This window comes from Bradyrhizobium sp. CCBAU 21365 (assembly GCF_015291305.1).
Classification (GTDB): Bacteria; Pseudomonadota; Alphaproteobacteria; order Rhizobiales; family Xanthobacteraceae; genus Bradyrhizobium; species Bradyrhizobium elkanii.
In genome coordinates this window covers 6,779,859-6,797,382 of the sequence record NZ_CP030036.1, presented here as the reverse complement: position 1 = coordinate 6,797,382, position 17,524 = coordinate 6,779,859, and the positions used below count along the sequence as shown (strand labels likewise).

The window sequence follows — 17,524 nt, the reverse complement described above, 5'->3', positions numbered from 1 at the left end:
CTCTCGTGGGACCTGCGACCCCTCACCCGCGCCTTCGGCGCGACCTCTCCCCAACGGGGAGAGGTGTTAGGAAGCAGCGAGCTCATAGCCCATGGCTGATACGACCACTGCTTCGCCCTCGATGATGACCGGCGCCCCGGAGTCCGAGCGCATCCAGCCGAAGCGGCTGGTTGCCTTCATCATCATGGTGTTCGGCATGTTCATGTCGATCCTGGACATCCAGATCGTCTCGGCCTCGCTGTCCGAGATCCAGGCCGGCCTGTCGGCCTCTTCGACCGAAGTGTCGTGGGTGCAGACCGCCTATCTGATCGCCGAAGTGATCGCGATTCCCTTGTCCGGATTCCTGTCGCGCGCGCTCGGCACGCGGCTGTTGTTTGCGATCTCGGCGTTCGGCTTCACCGCCTCGAGCCTGCTCTGCGGCTTCGCCTCCTCGATCGAGCAGATGATCCTGTGGCGCGCGCTGCAGGGCTTTCTCGGCGCCGGCATGATCCCGACGGTGTTCGCCTCGGCCTACACGATCTTCCCGCGCACCAAATTCCACATCGTGGCGCCGATCATCGGCCTCGTCGCGACGCTGGCGCCGACGGTTGGCCCAACCGTCGGCGGCTACATCACCGACCTGATGTCGTGGCACTGGCTGTTTTTCATCAACATCGTGCCCGGCGTCATCATCACGGCAGGCGTGCTGGCGCTGGTCGATTTCGACCAGCCGAACTTCGCGCTGCTCGAGCGCTTCGACTGGTGGGGCCTGATCTTCATGGGCGGCTTCCTCGGCTCGCTCGAATATGTGCTGGAGGAAGGGCCGCAATATGAGTGGCTGCAGGACACCTCGGTCGCGGTCTGCGCCGCGGTCGGCTTCGTCTCGGCGGTCGCGTTCTTCTGGCGCGTCTTGACCGCGGAGGAGCCGATCGTCGATCTCTACGCCTTCTCCAACCGCAACTTCGCGGTCGGCTGCGTGCTGCAGTTCTGCATCGGCATCGGGCTCTATGGCTTGACTTATGTCTATCCGCGCTATCTCGCCGAGATCCGCGGCTACAGCGCGCTGATGATCGGCGAGACCATGTTCGTCTCCGGCGTCACGATGTTCTTCATGGCGCCGGTGGTCGGGCGGCTGATGCAGAAGGTCGATTTGCGCTACATCATCGCCTTCGGCCTCGTCACCTTCGCGCTCGGCTCCTGGCAGATGACCTGGATCACCCGCGACTATGATTTCTACGAGCTGCTGCTGCCGCAGATCCTGCGCGGCATCGGCATGATGTGCGCGATGGTGCCGACCAACAACATCGCGCTCGCCACATTGCCGCAGGATCGGGTCAAGAACGCCTCCGGCCTGTTCAATTTGATGCGCAATCTCGGAGGGGCGGTCGGGCTCGCCGTCATCAACGAGGTGCTCAACGACCGCACCGACCTGCACATCTCGCGGCTGCATGACCGCGTGACCTGGGGCAACACCACCGCGGTCGAGACCCTCAACATGTTCGCCCAGCGCATGCAGGGCATGGGCGATTCCGCCGTCATGGCGATGAAGCAGCTCTCGCAGATCGTGCACCGCCAGGCCGCGGTGATGGGCTATGGCGACGCCTTCTTCATGCTGTCGCTGTTCTATGTCGCGCTCAGCCTTCTGGTGCTGTTCGTCAACAAGCCGCCGTCGATGACCGCGAGCGGCGGCGACGCGCATTAGGTGGTGTCATCTGTTTTCGTAGCCCGCATGAGCGAAGCGACATGCGGGACCGATCTCAACAGTTCATCGCTGAACGTGACGCGGCCCCGGATATCGCTTCGCTCATCCGGGCTACGAAGCTGGCGAGCCGGGTAGAAACATGCATTGACGCGTGCACCTGATTGTCTGCAATAATTTGACGTCGTCATTCGTAGCCCGCATGAGCGGAGCGATATGCGGGACGTCAAGGTTTGCTGGACGTGGTCAGATACAGGCGCAACTTCATCCCGGGCGGCACATTCTTCTTCACGGTCACGCTCGATGATCGGCGATCCGGCTTACTCGTGGATCATATCACGGCGTTGCGGGATGCGTTCGGCACCGCCCGTCGCGAACGTCCGTTCTCCGTCGACGCAGTGGTGGTGCTCCCCGATCACCTCCACGCGATCCTTACACTGCCGCAAGGCGATTCCGATTTTGCAGGTCGTTGGCGTCGGATCAAGGGACACTTCAGCAGCCGGTTGCTCGCTGCCTCGATAGAGCTGAAGCGTCGATCGAATGGTGATCTGGCGCTCTGGCAGCGGCGGTTTTGGGAGCACACAATCCGCGATGAAGATGACTTCGCGCGGCACGTTGATTACATCCATTTCAACCCAGTCAAGCATGCCTTGGTCCGGCGCGTGTGCGACTGGCCACATTCCTCGTTTCATCGTTATGTGAGGGAGGGCGTGTTGCCAATCGATTGGGCGGGCGATGTGGGAGAAGGCGGAAGTTTTGGCGAGCGTCCTGAGTGAGGAGAGTTGGGGGATCGTTATTCGTAGCCCGCATGAGCGAAGCGATATGCGGGGAACGCGCTGACCAGATCCGATGATCGCAACCAGGGCTCCCGGATATCGCTTCGCTCATCCGTGCTACGAAAGTGTGCTTGTTCGTCAACAAGCCACCGTCGATGACCGCGAGCGGCGGCGACGCGCATTAGGTGGTGTCATCTGTTTTCGTAGCCCGCATGAGCGAAGCGACATGCGGGACCGATCTCAGCAGTTCATCGCCGAACGTGACGCGGCCCCGGATATCGCTTCGCTCATCCGGGCTACGAAAGTGTGCCGATGTCGCCGGGTTGAGTGCATCGCATCGGCCGCGGGCTGCGCCCGGTCGCGTGAATAGCTGATATCGTCGACACATTGACGCACTCACGCCGATGTTATCTTGCCAATCGCGCGTGATGCATTTATAAGCAGCGCTTCCTTACTCGAACCGGGGAGATGCGCATGAAGTCGCCTATTTCGCAGATCGCGCGCCCGCGTTCGACGGTGCTGGACGCTTTTACGCGTTAGCTCCCGGCGCTGATCGGGCCTGATCCCCGATCAGCAAAACTTCCCAACAATCTATCGACAATTTCCAGCGGCGCTCGCGGTCGGATTCCGCCCGCACGTCGCCTCAGATGGAGCCGGCTCGCGCTGCAAAGGCGTGGCCGGAATGTGCCATGACCTCTCTGACGACCAAGCGGCCGGCCGCGATCCGGATCGTGCTTCCCTTTGTCTTCCGCCATTGGCTGGAACAGCCGCTCCGTGCCTCCGCGGTGACGGCGGGATTTCTCGGCGCAACCGCGGCCGACCTGTTCATGCCGGTGTTTTCCGGCCATCTGGTCGACGCGCTGACCGCGGGCGCCACCGATGCGGCCGCGCGCCATGCGGCGATGCTGGCGTTCGGCGCCATCGTCGGCCTCGGCGCGCTGTCGCTGGTGCTGCGGCTGGTCGGCATCCAGACCATCGTGCCATTCACGCTGAAGACGATGTCCGATGTCGGGCAGCAGGCCTTCATGCGGGTGCAGCGCTTCTCGACCGACTGGCACGCCAATTCGTTCGCCGGCTCCACCGTGCGCAAGATCACGCGCGGCATGTGGGCGCTCGATTTGCTGAACGACACCATCCTGATGGCGCTGCTGCCGTCGGTCGTGGTGCTGGTCGGCTCGATGATCCTGCTCGGCGTGCATTGGCCGCAGCTCGGCGCGGTGATCGCGGTCGGCTCGGTGATCTATGTCGCGATGACCATGGTGTTCCAGGTGCGCTACGTCGCGCCGGCCGCGCGGGTCTCCAATGCGTGGGACACCAAGGTCGGCGGCACGCTGGCCGACGCCTTGACCTGCAACGCGGTGGTGAAGTCGTTCGGCGCGGAGACGCGCGAGGACATCAGGCTCGATGGCGTCATCAGCCGCTGGCGCCGGCGGGTGCGGCGGACCTGGTTCCGCTACAACCACACCTCGACGGCGCAGCTCGTGGTGCTGCTGTGCTTCCGCGCCTCGGTGATCGGCGGTGCGATCCTGCTGTGGGCGCAGGGCCGCGCCACGCCGGGCGACGTCACCTATGTGCTGACCAGCTACTACATCATCCACGCGTACTTGCGGGATGTCGGCATGCACATCAACAATCTGCAGCGTTCGGTCAACGACATGGAGGAACTGGTGCAGATCCATGGCGAGCCGCTCGGCATCGTCGATGCGGATGACGCCGGGACGATCGACATCCAGGGCGGCCGCATCGTGTTCGACGACGTCACGTTCCACTACGGCGGCCATCGCCGGCCGCTCTATGACGGGCTTTCGGTCGACATCGACGCCGGCGAGCGGGTCGGCCTGGTCGGGCGCTCCGGCTCCGGCAAGACGACCTTCGTCAAGCTGGTGCAGCGGCTCTACGACGTCTCCGCTGGCCGGATCCTGATCGACGGTCAGGACATCGCCAAGGCGACGCAGCAATCGCTGCGCAGCCAGATCGCGATCGTGCAGCAGGAGCCGATCCTGTTCCACCGCACGCTGGCGGAGAACATCGCCTATGGCCGGCCGGGCGCCGGCATGGAGGCGATCGAGCAGGCGGCGCGGCTTGCCAATGCGCACGACTTCATCATGCGGCTGCCGAAGGGCTACGGCACGCTGGTGGGCGAGCGCGGTGTCAAGTTGTCGGGCGGCGAGCGCCAGCGCGTGGCGCTGGCGCGCGCCTTCCTGGCGGATGCGCCGATCCTGATCCTGGACGAGGCGACCTCGAGCCTCGATTCGGAATCCGAGGCGCTGATCCAGCAGGCGATGGAACGGCTGATGAAGGGCCGCACCTCGATCGTGATCGCGCACCGTCTCTCCACGGTGCGCAGCATGGATCGCATCCTGGTGTTCGACCGCGGCGAGATCGTCGAGCAGGGCACGCATGAGGTGCTGGCCGCGCGTCCCGGCGGCATCTATCGCGGCCTGTTCGAGCGCCAGGCGACCGAGTTCGGCCAGGCCGCGGCTGAGTGAGCGAAAGCGCGTGGCTGATGGACATTTGTCCTTCAGCCACGCGCGAATGCATTATTTCGGCGCCAGTCCGTTCCACACCAGCGCGACGCCGGACAGGAACAGCAGCAGCAGCACGACGTCGGAGAAATTGCGGTCGCTGAGCGCGTGATAGAGCCGCGCGCCGAGCCAGGCGCCGAGCAGCGTCCCCGGAAACGCGCACGCCACCAGCCAGATCAGCTCGGGCTTCACGAGGCCGCTGGCGATCTGCACGCAAAGCGCGGCCGCCAGGATCGTGAAGTTGAAGATCTGGAACACGCCGCGGCGCTGCTGCTTACCCCAGCCGCGCACGCTGGCCCACAGGATCGGCAGCGGGCCGGACAGTCCGGCGAGGCCGCCGAGGATGCCGCCGGCAAATCCGATCGCGCCGTCGGCCCATTTGCCGCCGAAGGCGATCGACATCGGCTTGCGCTGCAGGAACAACGCGGTCGGGAACACCAGCAGAAAGACGCCGATGGTCAGCTTGAAGACTTCAGGATCGGCCCGCGCGATCAGCAGGATGCCGATCGGCACGCCCGCGAGGCCTGCGATGACGAACGGCCAGACCAGACGGAAATCGATGCTCTTCCAGATCGACGGCAGCGTCGAGAGCTGCGCGATGACCGAGCAGACCAGCACCAGCGGCACCGCGAGTGTCGGCGGCAGCACATAGAGCCAGATGCCGAGCGCCATCAGCGCCGTGCCGAAGCCGGCAAGGCCGGAGACGAAACCGCCGGCAAGCGCGCCGAAGAACAGGATCGCATAGCTTGCCGGAGTCATCCTCATCTCGTTCTTATGATCGTTGCCGGGACGTTTACACGACGCAAGCTGTGGGTACACTTCAAAATCGCGGCTCATCAACGACATTCGGAACGGAAGCATCCCATGACTGCGAACTCGCAAAAAACCTTTCTGGTCTGTCACGGCGCCTGGTCGGCAGGCTGGGCATGGAAGAAGATGCATCCCCTGGTGCAGGCCGCCGGGCATCGGCTGGTCACGCCGAGCTACACCGGGCTCGGCGAGCGCGCGCACCTTGCGCATCAAGGACTCGACCTCGAGGCGCATATCCAGGATGTGCTCAGCGTCATCAGTTACGAAGACCTGCACGACATCGTCCTGATCGGGCACTCCTATGGCGGCATGGTCGCGACCGGCGTCGCCGACCGGGTGCGCGAGCGCATCGCGCAGATGATCTATATCGATGCCTTCGTGCCGCGCGACGGCCAGTCGCTGTTCGATCTCAACGAATCGGCCGTCGAGACCATGCGTGAGTTCGCGAGCGACGGCGACGGCTGGCGTATTCCGCCGATGCCGGTGCCGCCGGACACGTCCGCCGCCGACGTCGAATGGCTGACCGCGCGGCGCGTCGACATGCCGATCAAATGCTTCGAGGAGAAATTGAGGTTGAAGCACGGCGAGACGAGCCTGCCACGCAGCTACATCTACGCCACCCGCGCCACGCAGGCCGACACGTTCGGCCAGTTCGCCAGGCGCACCCAAAACGAAGCCGGCTGGCGCTATTTCGAGATCGACGCCAGCCATTCGCCGAACGTCACCGCGCCGGAGGCGCTGATGGCGATGCTCATGGAGATTGCCGCCTAGTCGAGGCGATGCCAAACATCGCACCCGGCATCCCGAGCTTCGCGGCGCATTGCTCTCGAAAACGCCGCCGCGCGATGGACCGCAGGTGCGGGCTCTCCGCCGGGTGGCGCGGCCCGCACGCATGCTGTGAGATCAGTCGGCGCTGGCCTTTTCCTGCATCGCCGCCTGCAGTTTTTTGATGTCCGCGGGCGTGAGTTGCGGCCGGTCGACCTCGATCGTGAGTTTGTTGAGCTTGGCCGTCAACGGGAATGGGGGCTTGTAGTCTGCATCGTTCACGCCCGTGAGCGTGTCGGAGCCGACGTCGAAGCTCTCATCCCACTGCAGGATCATCGGCAGGGTCTTCTGCATTCGCTTCGTGGCGACTTCCTTGCCGTCTACCTTCAGCGTGCCGGTGCCGGGCTGTGCCAGGCCGCTGAAGTTGTTGTACTGCAGCGTGCCAGCACCGATGCCTTCGTATTTGAAATCAAACTCGACCGTATGTCGGCCTGGCGACAGTGCATCCGGACCTTCCCATTTGATGCGTTCGAGGTCGACCATGTTCCATAGGAACACAGGCTTGCCCTGCAGCAGGTAGAAGCCATAGCCGGCGAAGCGGCCTCCGGAGGTCAGGATCATGCCCTCGGCGCCGCCTTGCGGCACGTCGATGTCGGCGGTGATCGTGTAGGAGGCGTTGAGCAGCAGGGGCGAGTCACCCTGCGGCAATCCCGTCATCGGCCGCGTGTACACGAATTCCTTGCGACCGGCGGTGATGTTCGGGCGCGGTGCCACGATGCGGGCCGCGACGGAAGCATCGAGCGGGAAGACCTGGTACTTCTTGGCTTCCGCAACGAACTTCTGCCGCATCTCCTTTACCTTTTGCGGGTTCTGCGCCGCGATGTCGTCGGTCTGGCTGAAGTCCTTGTTCAGGTTGTAGAGCTGGAAGACCTGGTTGTTGAGCGGATCCGGGTTCGCCGGACCGAACGCCTCCCACGGCGCACGGTTGACCTTGGTGGACAGCATCCAACCGTCGTCATAGAGCGCCCACTGGCCCATCATCTCGAAGTACTGGGTCTTGTGGCGGGACGCGATCTTGGCGTTCGCCTTGTCGAAGGTGTAGGCAAAGCTCGTGCCTTCGATTGGCGCCTGCTTGATGCCGTCCACCATTTCCGGCGGTCGGATACTGGCGGCCTCGAGGATCGTCGGCACGACGTCGATCACATGCACGAACTGCTCGCGCAAGGCTCCCTTGTCCTTGATGCGTGCCGGCCATGACACCACCATGTTCTGGTTGATGCCGCCGAGCGTGGAAGCGTTCTGCTTGAACCAGTCGAACGGGGTATCAAATGCCCATGACCAGCCGGCCGACATGTGGTTGTAGGTCTGTTCGGTGCCCCAGACGTCGTAGAACTTCATCTGTACATCGACCGGGAGTTCATTCAGGCCGTTGAAGAACGCAACTTCGTTTGGCGTGCCGAGCGGTCCGCCTTCCGCGCTGGTGCCGTTGTCGCCGTTGATGTAGATGACGAGCGTGTTGTCGAGCCTGCCGAGGTCCTGGAATTGCTGGATCACGCGGCCAATCTCGTGGTCGCTGTAAGCGGCGTAGGCGGCAAAGACCTCGACCTGGCGGATGAAGAGTTTCTTCTCATCGGCGCTAAGCTGGTCCCACGGCTTCAGCATTTCCTTGGGCCATGGTGCCAGCTTGGTGTCCTTCGGAACCACGCCGAGCCGCTTCTGGTTCTCCAGGATGCGCTCGCGCACCTTCTCGTAGCCGTCGTCGAACAGGTGCATCGCGCTGATCTTGTCCACCCAATCCTTGGTCGGGTGATGCGGCGCATGCGTCGCGCCCGGCGCATATTTGATGAAGAGCGGCTTCGACGGATCGGTCTGGTGCATCCGTGTCATCCAATCGATGGCGTCGTCCGCCATCGCGGTGACCAGGTTCCAGGTGCCCGGGGGCTTGCCCTGGAACGGATAGATCTGCGTCGTGTTGCGGAAGAGATTTGGCTCCCACTGGTTGGCGTCGCCTCCGACGAAGCCGTAGAAATACTCGAAGCCCATGCCGATCGGCCATTGGTCGAACGGGCCGACCTGGCTCGCCGTGTAGACCGGCGTGTTGTGGTCCTTGCCGAACCAGGACGTGCCGTAGCCATTGTCGAGCAGGATCCGTCCGATCGTCGCCTTGTCCTTGCCAATGATGCTGTTGTAACCGGGGAAGCCGGTCGACTGCTCCGAGATTACGCCGAAGCCGGCGGAATGGTGATTGCGTCCGGTGATCAGCGCGGCGCGGGTCGGCGAGCAAAGTGCGGTGGAGAAGACGCGGTTGTAGCGCAGGCCCTCATTGGCGATGCGGTCCATCGTCGGCGTCGGGATGACGCCGCCAAAGGTGCTCGGCACGCCGAAACCGGCGTCGTCGGTGATGATCAGGAGCACGTTCGGTGCGTCCTTGGGCGGGGCGACACGCGGCGGCCACCAGGGCTTCGATTGCAGGGCGCCGTCCTTGATAACGCCGCCGAACTTGGGATCGGGTGGCGGAAGCTGCCTTCCGTCGATCGCTGCCGTGGCGCTGGGCGAGCCGGGTGCAGCGGTGTTTTGCTGGGCTAGCGCCGAAGTGGAGATGAGCAATCCAAGGGTAAGAGCCGACACAGCTTTCGGGCAATGCATGGTGACGCTCCCAATTCAAAAAATATGGGCAGCGTCACTTATTATGCCGTTGCAACATTGATCTAAGTCAAGCCCGGGAAAGCGCGGGTGGAGATTGGGCTGATCCCGGCCAGGTCGGCGGGATTGCCAATGCCGGCGAAATGCCGCGCCGCGCGTCCGTTTCAGCATGCGGGAGGCCGCGCGCAACCGCGACAGCTGGCGCATCCCGCCGATGCCGACGCCGCGTCGAAATCAATCAGACGCGGTTGTTGCCCGGGTCATGCACCGCGCGCGTCGCGCACGGCTTGAGCGACCTTTGTCGCCTGCGATACGCGTCCGATCTTCGCGCCTGCAACGATCTTTCGGCGGCGTTCGCTCGGCTTCGACGCCATGCCTTCGCTCGCGGTGGCTCCAGCCGGGGGACGCGTCGTGAAGTTCGCGGCCCGGTGCAGTGCGAGGGCCTTTCGAGCCGCTTCGACATGTGCCGTCCGGGCTGCCAAATTGTGCTGACGCCGGAGCTCCGTGTTGACCCGTTTCAGCGCCGCTGCGAACACCTGCTTACGCTCCGAAGCATGCTTGGCGGTTCCCGGAAAGCTCGTGCCGCGAGCCTCGGCCTTTCCGCGGCTCTCTCGTTGCTTTTGGCGGCCGACCGTTCGCTCCTTGTCGCGCATCTTGCGCAAGCGGGTCGCATGGCCTCGAGCTCAGCCACCTCGACGCTGTAGATGGCGGGATGATGCGTCAGGCGGATCGCCTCATATTCTTCATGGCTGAGGATGCTGCGTTCGAACTTGCAGGCGACCGACATTCCTATTCCTCCTTTTGATCTTCTTGAATCTCGGGGCAGAAGGACACGTCCGGCTCTGGCGGATCATAGCTGCAATGCCGCCGGATGGCTAATCCGCCACTATGCAAACTCGGCCAGCGCTTCGATCGCAGTGATCGATTGCCTTGCCATAGTGTCAAGGCACAGTGGCTGCTACTTTTCTGCTTCGTCGTCCTTGAGACGAATCCCCTCAGTCCGCAGAGCCGCAAAGAGAGCCGCGATATCTTCAGGCTCCATATTGTTGGGACACATCCCGTTCAGTTGCTCGGTTGTGATCGTGCCGCTGCTCCTGGCGATGTCCCTTGCCTTCGCCATGATCTTCTGAAGGTCCATCTGTGTTCCTCCGCGCGGGACACACTCTACGCCCGCCACCCATGCATGTCGCCTTCCAAGAAATGCGAGCCTGCGGCTGCAATGAAGCGATCTGTTGACTTCGCTTCGAGTTGAGACAATTTCGTTCGAAGTTCGCCATCGGAACTGGGCTGCGACCGCAACTTTGTCTCGCATGTTCGGTTAAACTGCGACATAATTCATGTCTCGCGTGCTGGTGAGCATGGATTCATGAACCGCAGCCCCGTGCTCGTAGACCTGGCGCTTCAAGGTGGGGGATCGCACGGTGCGTTCACGTGGGGTGTCCTGGATCGGCTTCTCGAAGAGCCATGGTTTCAGATTGCGGGCATATCCGGGACATCGGCCGGAGCGATGAACGCAGCCGTGCTGGCGGATGGTTGGACCGCGGGCGGCGCTGCCGGCGCACGCGAAGCGCTTGAAAAATATTGGCGAAGCGTCTCGCGCGCCGCCGCATTCAGTCCGTTGCAACGGTCGCCGCTCGACCGCCTGATGGGACGCTGGTCGCTTGACAGCTCCCCGGCCTATCTCTTCACCGATTTGATGTCGCGGATGCTTTCACCCTACGACCTCAATCCCCTTGGCTTCAATCCGCTTCGCGACATATTGAACGACAGCATCGATTTCGAGCGTCTTGCACGCGCGCCGATCAAGCTCTTCATCACCGCCACACGCGTGCGTACCGGCCGCGGACGGATTTTTCGCAACGCCGAGATTACCGCGGATGTCCTGCTTGCGTCGGCTTGCCTGCCAACGATGTTTCGCGCGATCGAGATCGATGGCGAGCCCTATTGGGACGGCGGCTATGCCGGTAATCCGACGATTACGCCGCTCGTTCGCGAGACCGACGCGCGCGACACCGTCGTCGTCCAGATCAACCCGACCGAGCGGCCAGAGCAGCCGCGCACGGCCGCTGACATTCTCAACCGGCTTAACGAGATCTCATTCAACTCGCCGCTGGCAAAGGAACTGCGGATGATCGCGTTGCTTCGCCAGGTCGCCGACCCCGGTACCGGGGAGGGCGCCCGCTGGGCGCAGATGAAGACGCACCGGATCAAGAGCGACATGCTTGCGACGTTCGGTTCGTCATCCAAGCTTAATGCCGAATGGGCGTTCGTGGCCAAGCTGCACGAGGAGGGGCGGCGAGCCGCCGGCGAATTCCTCGACGCGCATGGCGCCGATCTCGGTGAGCGTTCGACGGCAGATCTCGATATTCTGCTGGCGGAGTGCTGAGACGATGGGTCTTCTCGGCATTCTCGTCGGGCTTGGACTGCTGGTCTGTCTTGCTTTCCGCGGTTGGAGCGTGCTGCTGCTCGCGCCGCTCTGTGCGCTGGTGGCCGCAGCCTTCGGCGGCGAGCCGCTGCTTGCCAACTGGACGCAGACCTTCATGGGTAGTGCGTCGGAGTTTCTCGCGCAGTTCTTTCCTATTTTTCTGCTCGGCGCCGTGTTCGGAAAGCTCATGGACGACAGCGGCGCGGTCGCTGCGGTCGCGAGCTTCATCTCCCGGTGCCTGGGCGAACGCCGGGTCATCCTCGCGGTCGTGCTCGCAGGCGCGCTGGTCACCTACGGCGGCGTCAGCCTGTTCGTCGCCTTCTTTGTCATCGTTCCGATGGCGCAGTCGCTGTTTCGCAGCGCGGGGATTCCACGTCGTCTGGTACCGGCGGCGGTCATTCTCGGGACTTCGACCTTCACCATGTCGGCGCTGCCGGGCACGCCGTCGATACAGAATGCGATACCGATGCCTTTCTTCGGCACGACCCCCTTTGCCGCACCGGGCCTCGGCGTTGTCGCATCGATCATCATGCTGGGCGTCGGGCTGTGGTGGCTTCTTCGCGCGGAGAAGGCAGCGCATCGGGCAAAAGAGGGTTATGGCGACGAGCCGCCGGTTCCGGCGGATGCCGCCGACGATGAGCTGTTGCGCGAGCGGGCTACGACGGCGCGGGAATTCGACCCGGCGGAGCTCCGCCACGGACATCACAGCAGCGCCGCTGTCCCGATTTTCAACGCCATCCTTCCCCTGATCGTCGTCGTCGCCGTCAATCTGGTGATGTCGCTCGTTGTGCTGCCTCGGCTTGATTTCTCGTTCCTGGCCGAACAGCGGTGGGGCAATACATCGCTGGCTGCCGTGGCCGGTGTCTGGTCGGTTGTCGTGGCGTTGGCGGGAGCGATCGTGACGGTCATCCTCTGCAACTGGACGCGGCTGCCCGCACTCCGACGAACCATGGATGCGGGTGCCAACGCGTCGGTCCTGCCGGCGCTGAGCGTCGCAAGCCTTGTCGGATTCGGCGCCGTTATCGCCTCGCTTCCCGCTTTCGGCGTGGTGCGGGACTGGGTATTACAAATTGAGGGCGGCCCATTGGTGTCGCTCGCGGTCGCGACGAACATCCTTGCCGCGCTGACGGGGTCGGCTTCCGGCGGCTTGACGATCGCGCTCGATGCGTTGGGCCAGACTTATATGCACCTTGCCGCGGAGGCGGGTATCGACCCCGGCCTCTTGCATCGCGTCGCGGTGATCGGCTCGGGAACACTGGACATTTTGCCTCACAACGGCGCGGTCGTCAGCCTGCTTGCGATCTGTGGGCTCAAGCATCGCGAAAGCTATCTCGACATTGTCATGGTCGGCATTGTGAGTTCAGTTATCGCGCTCGTAGCGGTGATTGCGATCGGCACCGCTTTCGGGTCGTTCTGACGCAAGGGTGATGGGTCTACTCTGCTGGCCGCAAGGCGAGCCTGGCTGGAATGACGGTCACCTGAAAATGGCGAGGGGCCCGGCGTGTTGCGCCGAGCCCCTCATGGTCCATCTAAGCAAGACGCGTTTTCTTGATGTGAACCGGAACTCCACTTCGCTCGAAAACGCTTTAGAATATCAGCCGGCCTGTAAGCCGGGTTCTGTAGGGCACCATTCTTGCGAATGATGCGCGACGGCCATTCCTCTGGGACAAGGTTTGCACCTTGCCTCGGGCAACCTACCCGGACAGCGGGCCTGACATCGCCCTGCGGTGTTATCGCGCAAGCGCGAACTAACCGCGTTGCCGTCCCTATTCGGTTTTGCTCCCGGTGTGGTTTGCCATGCCGTCTCCGTTGCCGGAAACGCGGTGCGCTCTTACCGCACCTTTTCACCCTTACTTCCTCCGAGGAGGGAGCGGTTCGTTCTCTGTGGCACTTTCCCTGGGGTCGCCCCCGCCGGATGTTATCCGGCACCGCATGTCGATGGAGCCCGGACTTTCCTCCCCCGCGGCCTTTCGGCGCTTGCGGGAGCGGCCGTCCGGCCGACTGACGGCGTACGCATGCGGGCTTTGGCCGCCCGCGTCAAGCGATTGCGATGGTTAACCCTTGGCGTGGCGCCTGGCCGGTCCTCGATTTTGACATTCGCAGAGCAGGGGCCTTTGATATCGATTTGATCGATTCAAAGGTCGAGGCGCCATGGATACCGAACTGGCCCGGACGTTCCTGACGGTGGTGAGCGCCGGCAACTTCATCACCGCGGCGGAGCGGCTGCATGTCAGCCAGTCGACCGTCAGCACCCGCATCCACACGCTCGAGCAGCAGCTCGGCTGCGTGCTGTTCGTGCGCAACAAGGCCGGCACCACGCTGACGCCGGCGGGCCGGCAGTTTCAGCGCCACGCCTCGGTGCTGGTCCGCACCGTCGAGCAGGCGCGCCATGACGTCGGAATCCCCAAGGGATTTTCCGCGACGCTGGTGGTCGGCGGCCGCATCGGCCTTTGGGAGGAGTATCTGCTGCGCTGGCTGCCGCTGATGACGCGCGCGCATCCCGACATCTCGATCCGCGCCGAGAGCGCGCTCGAGCCCGAGCTGATGCAGGGGCTGGTCGAGGGACGCATCGATATCGGCGTGATGTACACGCCGCAGAGCCGCCCCGGCCTCAAGGTCGAGCAGCTGTTCGAGGAGCAGCTCATCCTGGTGTCGACCGATTCGAAGAGCGCGCCGGAGCCGGGGCCGGGCTATGTCTATGTCGATTGGGGACCCGAATTCTACGCGCGTCACGCCACGCTGTTTCCGAATTTCGCCGGCCCCGCGCTGACGGTGAACATCGGCTGGCTCGGATTGCAGCATCTCTTGGAGAATGGCGGCTCCGGATTCTTTGCGCGCCGTATCGTGGAGCCGCTCCTGAAGGCGCGGCGGCTGCACGCCGTCGCCGGCGCACCTGGCTTTGCGATGCCGGCCTATGTCGCCTATCCGGCTGACAGCCAGGACGATCATCTGGCGCGCGCGGTCGAGACCATGCATCGGCTCGCCGCGTCACATGTGAATACGAGCGCGGACCTCCCGCGGCCGAGGCCCGCCACGCGGCGGCGACGCTGACCGCGATTGCTATCGGCATCACCGATCAGTTCCATCGGTTTTCTTCGCTTGTCAGCGCAAACGTCCGCGTTCACAGCAGGATGGCGTCAGCGGGAGGTCAAACGATGGATATTGCGGCAGAAGTGGGAGACGCGTTGCTCAAGGGCGCCTCCGACGCGATCGTTGCGACCGATGCCGAAGGCCGCATCACCTTGTGGAATCCCGGCGCGGTCAGGCTGTTCGGCTTCAGCGCCGAGGAGGCGATCGGACAATCGCTCGATTTGATCATTCCGGAGAATCTGCGCGCGCGTCACTGGGCCGGCTTCCGGCGCACGATGGCGACCGGGACGAGCCGCTACGGTCAGGGCGATCTGCTGTCGGTGCCGGCGCTGACCAGGCACGGCACGCGCATCTCCGTCGAATTCACCATCGAGATGCTGCACGATGCGGCGCACAAGGTCGCCGGCACCGTCGCCGTGATGCGCGACGTGACCAGGCGTTTCGAGGAGCTCAAGGAGTTGCGGCGCCGCGCCGCGCAGCAGGCCGGGACATCGTCATGACGCCGGCGGTGGGATGACCGCTACTTTCCCGATCGCATGCGGGTTTCCGCCAGCGCGGTCACGAGGCCGATGATCAGCATCGAGGCGACGATGTCGGCTTCCGCACCGAAACCAAATGCGACCACCGTCGCTGCGGCGACCGCCGCAAGGATCGCGATGGTCAGGCCTTCGTCGGCGATCAGCTGACGCAGCGCCTTCAGGCGCGTGGTGCCCCGTTGCATTGCCCGCTCACACGCCGAGCGGATTGCCGTCCGCGGCGACGGTCGAGGCGACCTGACTGGCGTGGTGGCGCGGTTTCGCCACGATCCGGCTGCGCAGGATCCGGTACAGCATCGACAGCAGCAACCGGGAAAGGCGCGGTCCTGTTTGCGGCAGTGGTGTCATTGCGAAGCCCTCCAGGTTATCGCCACCCAAGGCTACGCGCTGCCATGAATTTAACAAACGAATAATACTGGCGGTTACTATCGGACTATCCGATATAAGCCGGCGCCGCGGCCCGCCGGGCAGGCGAGGCATTCACGCCGGGCGGCCAAAATAATTTATCCTGACGATGTCGTCCTGCGTGTCGCCCGTTCGACTGGGTGTCGGCGATCCAGCCGATCAAGAGGAGTTCATAAGATGCAATATCTGTTGCTGATCTACCGGAGCGACGCGGAGTATGGCCGTATGAATGCCGACGACCGCAAGGCCCTGTCGGCGGAATATGCGGTCTACACCCAGTCCATCATCCAGAGCGGACACTTCAAGGCGGGAGACGGGCTGCAGCCGGTATCGACCGCGACCACCGTGCGGGTGCGCGACGGCAAGACGCTGACGACCGACGGGCCGTTTGCGGAAACCCGCGAACAGCTCGGCGGCTACTATCTCGTCGATGCCAAGGATCTCGACACGGCGCTCGGCCTCGCGGCGCGGATTCCCGGCGCCAAGACCGGCTCGATCGAAGTCAGGCCGGTGATGATCTACGACAACCCGCGATAGCGGCATCATCGCCAGATGGATGTAGCGGCCGCGTCGCCTGGCGCGGCCGCTGAGCAACGATCGATCGCCATGACCCCCAGCCAGATCGAAAAAGTGTTTCGCGACGAGGCGGGCCGGGCGCTCGCAACGCTGATCCGGCTCGTCGGCGATTTCGACCTGGCCGAGGATTCGCTTCAGGATGCCTTTGCGGTCGCGCTGCAGCGCTGGCCGATCGGCGAATTCCCCTCCAATCCGCGCGCCTGGCTGGTCAATGTCGGCCGCAACAAGGCGATCGACCGCGTCCGCCGCGCGGCGACGTTTCGCGGCAAGCAGCAGGAGCTGACGCATCAAATCCTGCTCGATGCGGAGTCCTCGCCCGAGCCGGCCGATGCAACGCTCGACGACGACATGCTGCGGCTGATCTTCACCTGCTGCCATCCGTCGTTTGCCGCCGAGGTCCAGGTCGCGCTGACCTTGCGCACGGTGTGCGGGCTGACGACTGTCGAGGTCGCGCGCGCCTTCCTGGTGAGCGAGGACGCCATGGCGCAGCGCCTCTTGCGCGCCAAGCAAAAGATAAAACTCGCCGGCATTCCCTATGAGGTGCCGGAGCGTGAGGCGCTGGAGCCGCGCCTCACCGGCGTGCTCGCGGTGATCTACCTCGTCTTCACCGAAGGTTATGCGGCGACCGCCGGCGAGGATCTGATGCGGCCCGATCTTGCGCGCGAGGCGATCCGGCTGGCGCGGCTGATCGATGCGCTGATCCCGGCGCGCGGCGAGATCAAGGGGCTGCTGGCGCTGATGCTGCTGCATGATGCGCGCCGCGCCGGCCGCCAGACCGCCGGCGGCGATATCGTGCTGCTCGAGGAGCAGGACCGTTCGCTGTGGGATTTCCGGCAGATCGCCGAAGGCCTCGAACTGGTCGAGGAGGCTCTGCGGATGCCGGGCCGGCCGCAGTCCTACGCCGTGCAGGCCGCGATCGCCGCGCTGCACGCGCGGGCGCCGAGTTACAAGGACACCGACTGGCCGCAGATCGCCGGTCTCTATGAGGTGCTGCTGCGCATCAGCCCGTCGCCGGTGATCGAGCTCAATCATGCCGCCGCGGTGTCGATGGTCGACGGCCCGGCGCGCGCGCTCGACCTGATCGACGCGCTGGACGCGCGCGGCACATTGAAGGGATATGACCAGTTGCCCGCGGTGCGCGCCGATTTGCTGCGCCGCCTCGGCCGCAAGGACGAAGCGCGGCAGGCCTATCTCGCCGCAACGGCAGCCACGCAACTCGAACCGCTGCGGCGGCTCTATGCGCGGCGGATCGCCGAGATGGGGTGACGCACCCCGTCTCGTGCGTGGCCAGTGGC

16 protein-coding genes and 1 other RNA gene are annotated in these 17,524 nt (G+C 64.0%); 10 read left to right on the top strand and 7 right to left on the bottom strand.

Annotated features, from left to right (window positions below):
* Positions 1–91: 91 nt before the first annotated feature.
* The 3 genes from XI02_RS32060 to XI02_RS32050 all read left to right on the top strand — a co-directional run bounded on the left by XI02_RS32060 (position 92) and on the right by XI02_RS32050 (position 4,943).
* Entirely contained in the window at positions 92–1,681 is a 1,590-nt protein-coding gene (locus XI02_RS32060) for a DHA2 family efflux MFS transporter permease subunit (RefSeq protein ID WP_172647421.1), read from the top strand.
* Positions 1,682–1,920: 239 nt separating this feature from the next.
* Positions 1,921–2,454, top strand: a complete 534-nt coding sequence (locus XI02_RS32055) for a transposase (protein ID WP_172649115.1) — start codon at positions 1,921–1,923, stop codon at positions 2,452–2,454.
* 689 nt (positions 2,455–3,143) lie between these two features.
* A complete protein-coding gene (locus XI02_RS32050; protein WP_026193142.1) occupies positions 3,144–4,943 on the top strand; it encodes an ABC transporter ATP-binding protein in 1,800 nt (599 codons plus the stop codon).
* A 51-nt stretch (positions 4,944–4,994) separates the two neighbouring features.
* On the opposite strand, the gene XI02_RS32045 is transcribed toward XI02_RS32050, so the two are convergent.
* Positions 4,995–5,738, bottom strand: a complete 744-nt coding sequence (locus XI02_RS32045) for a sulfite exporter TauE/SafE family protein (RefSeq protein ID WP_018273026.1) — start codon at positions 5,736–5,738, stop codon at positions 4,995–4,997.
* A 105-nt stretch (positions 5,739–5,843) separates the two neighbouring features.
* Here XI02_RS32045 and XI02_RS32040 point away from each other — a divergent pair, with 105 nt between their 5' ends.
* Positions 5,844–6,560, top strand: coding sequence for an alpha/beta fold hydrolase (locus XI02_RS32040; protein ID WP_069278008.1), 717 nt, complete (start codon positions 5,844–5,846; stop codon positions 6,558–6,560).
* A gap of 132 nt (positions 6,561–6,692) precedes the next feature.
* Here XI02_RS32040 and XI02_RS32035 read toward each other — a convergent pair whose 3' ends face one another.
* From XI02_RS32035 to XI02_RS32025, 3 genes are all read right to left on the bottom strand, one after another.
* Complete coding sequence (locus XI02_RS32035; protein ID WP_210339749.1) at positions 6,693–9,200, bottom strand: arylsulfatase; 2,508 nt, start codon at positions 9,198–9,200, stop codon at positions 6,693–6,695.
* A 257-nt stretch (positions 9,201–9,457) separates the two neighbouring features.
* The gene (locus XI02_RS32030; RefSeq protein WP_311988649.1) at positions 9,458–9,859 is read right to left on the bottom strand and encodes a hypothetical protein; all 402 of its coding nucleotides are present in this window, start codon (positions 9,857–9,859) and stop codon (positions 9,458–9,460) included.
* 296 nt (positions 9,860–10,155) lie between these two features.
* Positions 10,156–10,335 (bottom strand): hypothetical protein, encoded by a 180-nt coding sequence (locus tag XI02_RS32025; protein ID WP_016840044.1) that lies wholly within the window; start codon positions 10,333–10,335, stop codon positions 10,156–10,158.
* Between the two features lie 228 nt (positions 10,336–10,563).
* Between XI02_RS32025 and XI02_RS32020 the strand changes: the two genes are divergently transcribed.
* Complete coding sequence (locus XI02_RS32020) at positions 10,564–11,583, top strand: patatin-like phospholipase family protein (protein WP_026193140.1); 1,020 nt, start codon at positions 10,564–10,566, stop codon at positions 11,581–11,583.
* 4 nt (positions 11,584–11,587) lie between these two features.
* Positions 11,588–13,039 carry a GntP family permease gene (locus tag XI02_RS32015; protein WP_172647422.1) on the top strand — a complete coding sequence of 484 codons (1,452 nt, stop codon included), beginning with the start codon at positions 11,588–11,590 and terminating at the stop codon, positions 13,037–13,039.
* A gap of 173 nt (positions 13,040–13,212) precedes the next feature.
* Here the strand turns inward: XI02_RS32015 and rnpB are convergent.
* An RNA gene (gene rnpB, locus XI02_RS32010) (RNase P RNA component class A) lies at positions 13,213–13,627 on the bottom strand.
* Positions 13,628–13,773: 146 nt separating this feature from the next.
* Between rnpB and XI02_RS32005 the strand changes: the two genes are divergently transcribed.
* The gene (locus XI02_RS32005) at positions 13,774–14,673 is read left to right on the top strand and encodes a LysR family transcriptional regulator (RefSeq protein ID WP_172647423.1); all 900 of its coding nucleotides are present in this window, start codon (positions 13,774–13,776) and stop codon (positions 14,671–14,673) included.
* Between the two features lie 104 nt (positions 14,674–14,777).
* Positions 14,778–15,212, top strand: coding sequence for a PAS domain S-box protein (locus XI02_RS32000; RefSeq protein ID WP_069278005.1), 435 nt, complete (start codon positions 14,778–14,780; stop codon positions 15,210–15,212).
* 20 nt (positions 15,213–15,232) lie between these two features.
* On the opposite strand, the gene XI02_RS31995 is transcribed toward XI02_RS32000, so the two are convergent.
* Together XI02_RS31995 and XI02_RS31990 are read right to left on the bottom strand one after the other, a co-directional pair.
* Positions 15,233–15,433: a hypothetical protein gene (locus XI02_RS31995; RefSeq protein WP_069278004.1), complete on the bottom strand. Its 201-nt coding sequence runs from the start codon at positions 15,431–15,433 to the stop codon at positions 15,233–15,235.
* A gap of 7 nt (positions 15,434–15,440) precedes the next feature.
* Positions 15,441–15,596: a hypothetical protein gene (locus tag XI02_RS31990; RefSeq protein WP_172645837.1), complete on the bottom strand. Its 156-nt coding sequence runs from the start codon at positions 15,594–15,596 to the stop codon at positions 15,441–15,443.
* 234 nt (positions 15,597–15,830) lie between these two features.
* Between XI02_RS31990 and XI02_RS31985 the strand changes: the two genes are divergently transcribed.
* Together XI02_RS31985 and XI02_RS31980 are read left to right on the top strand one after the other, a co-directional pair.
* Positions 15,831–16,190, top strand: coding sequence for a YciI family protein (locus tag XI02_RS31985; RefSeq protein ID WP_016840051.1), 360 nt, complete (start codon positions 15,831–15,833; stop codon positions 16,188–16,190).
* A gap of 69 nt (positions 16,191–16,259) precedes the next feature.
* Positions 16,260–17,495, top strand: coding sequence for an RNA polymerase sigma factor (locus XI02_RS31980; protein ID WP_028342193.1), 1,236 nt, complete (start codon positions 16,260–16,262; stop codon positions 17,493–17,495).
* Positions 17,496–17,524 lie beyond the last annotated feature (29 nt).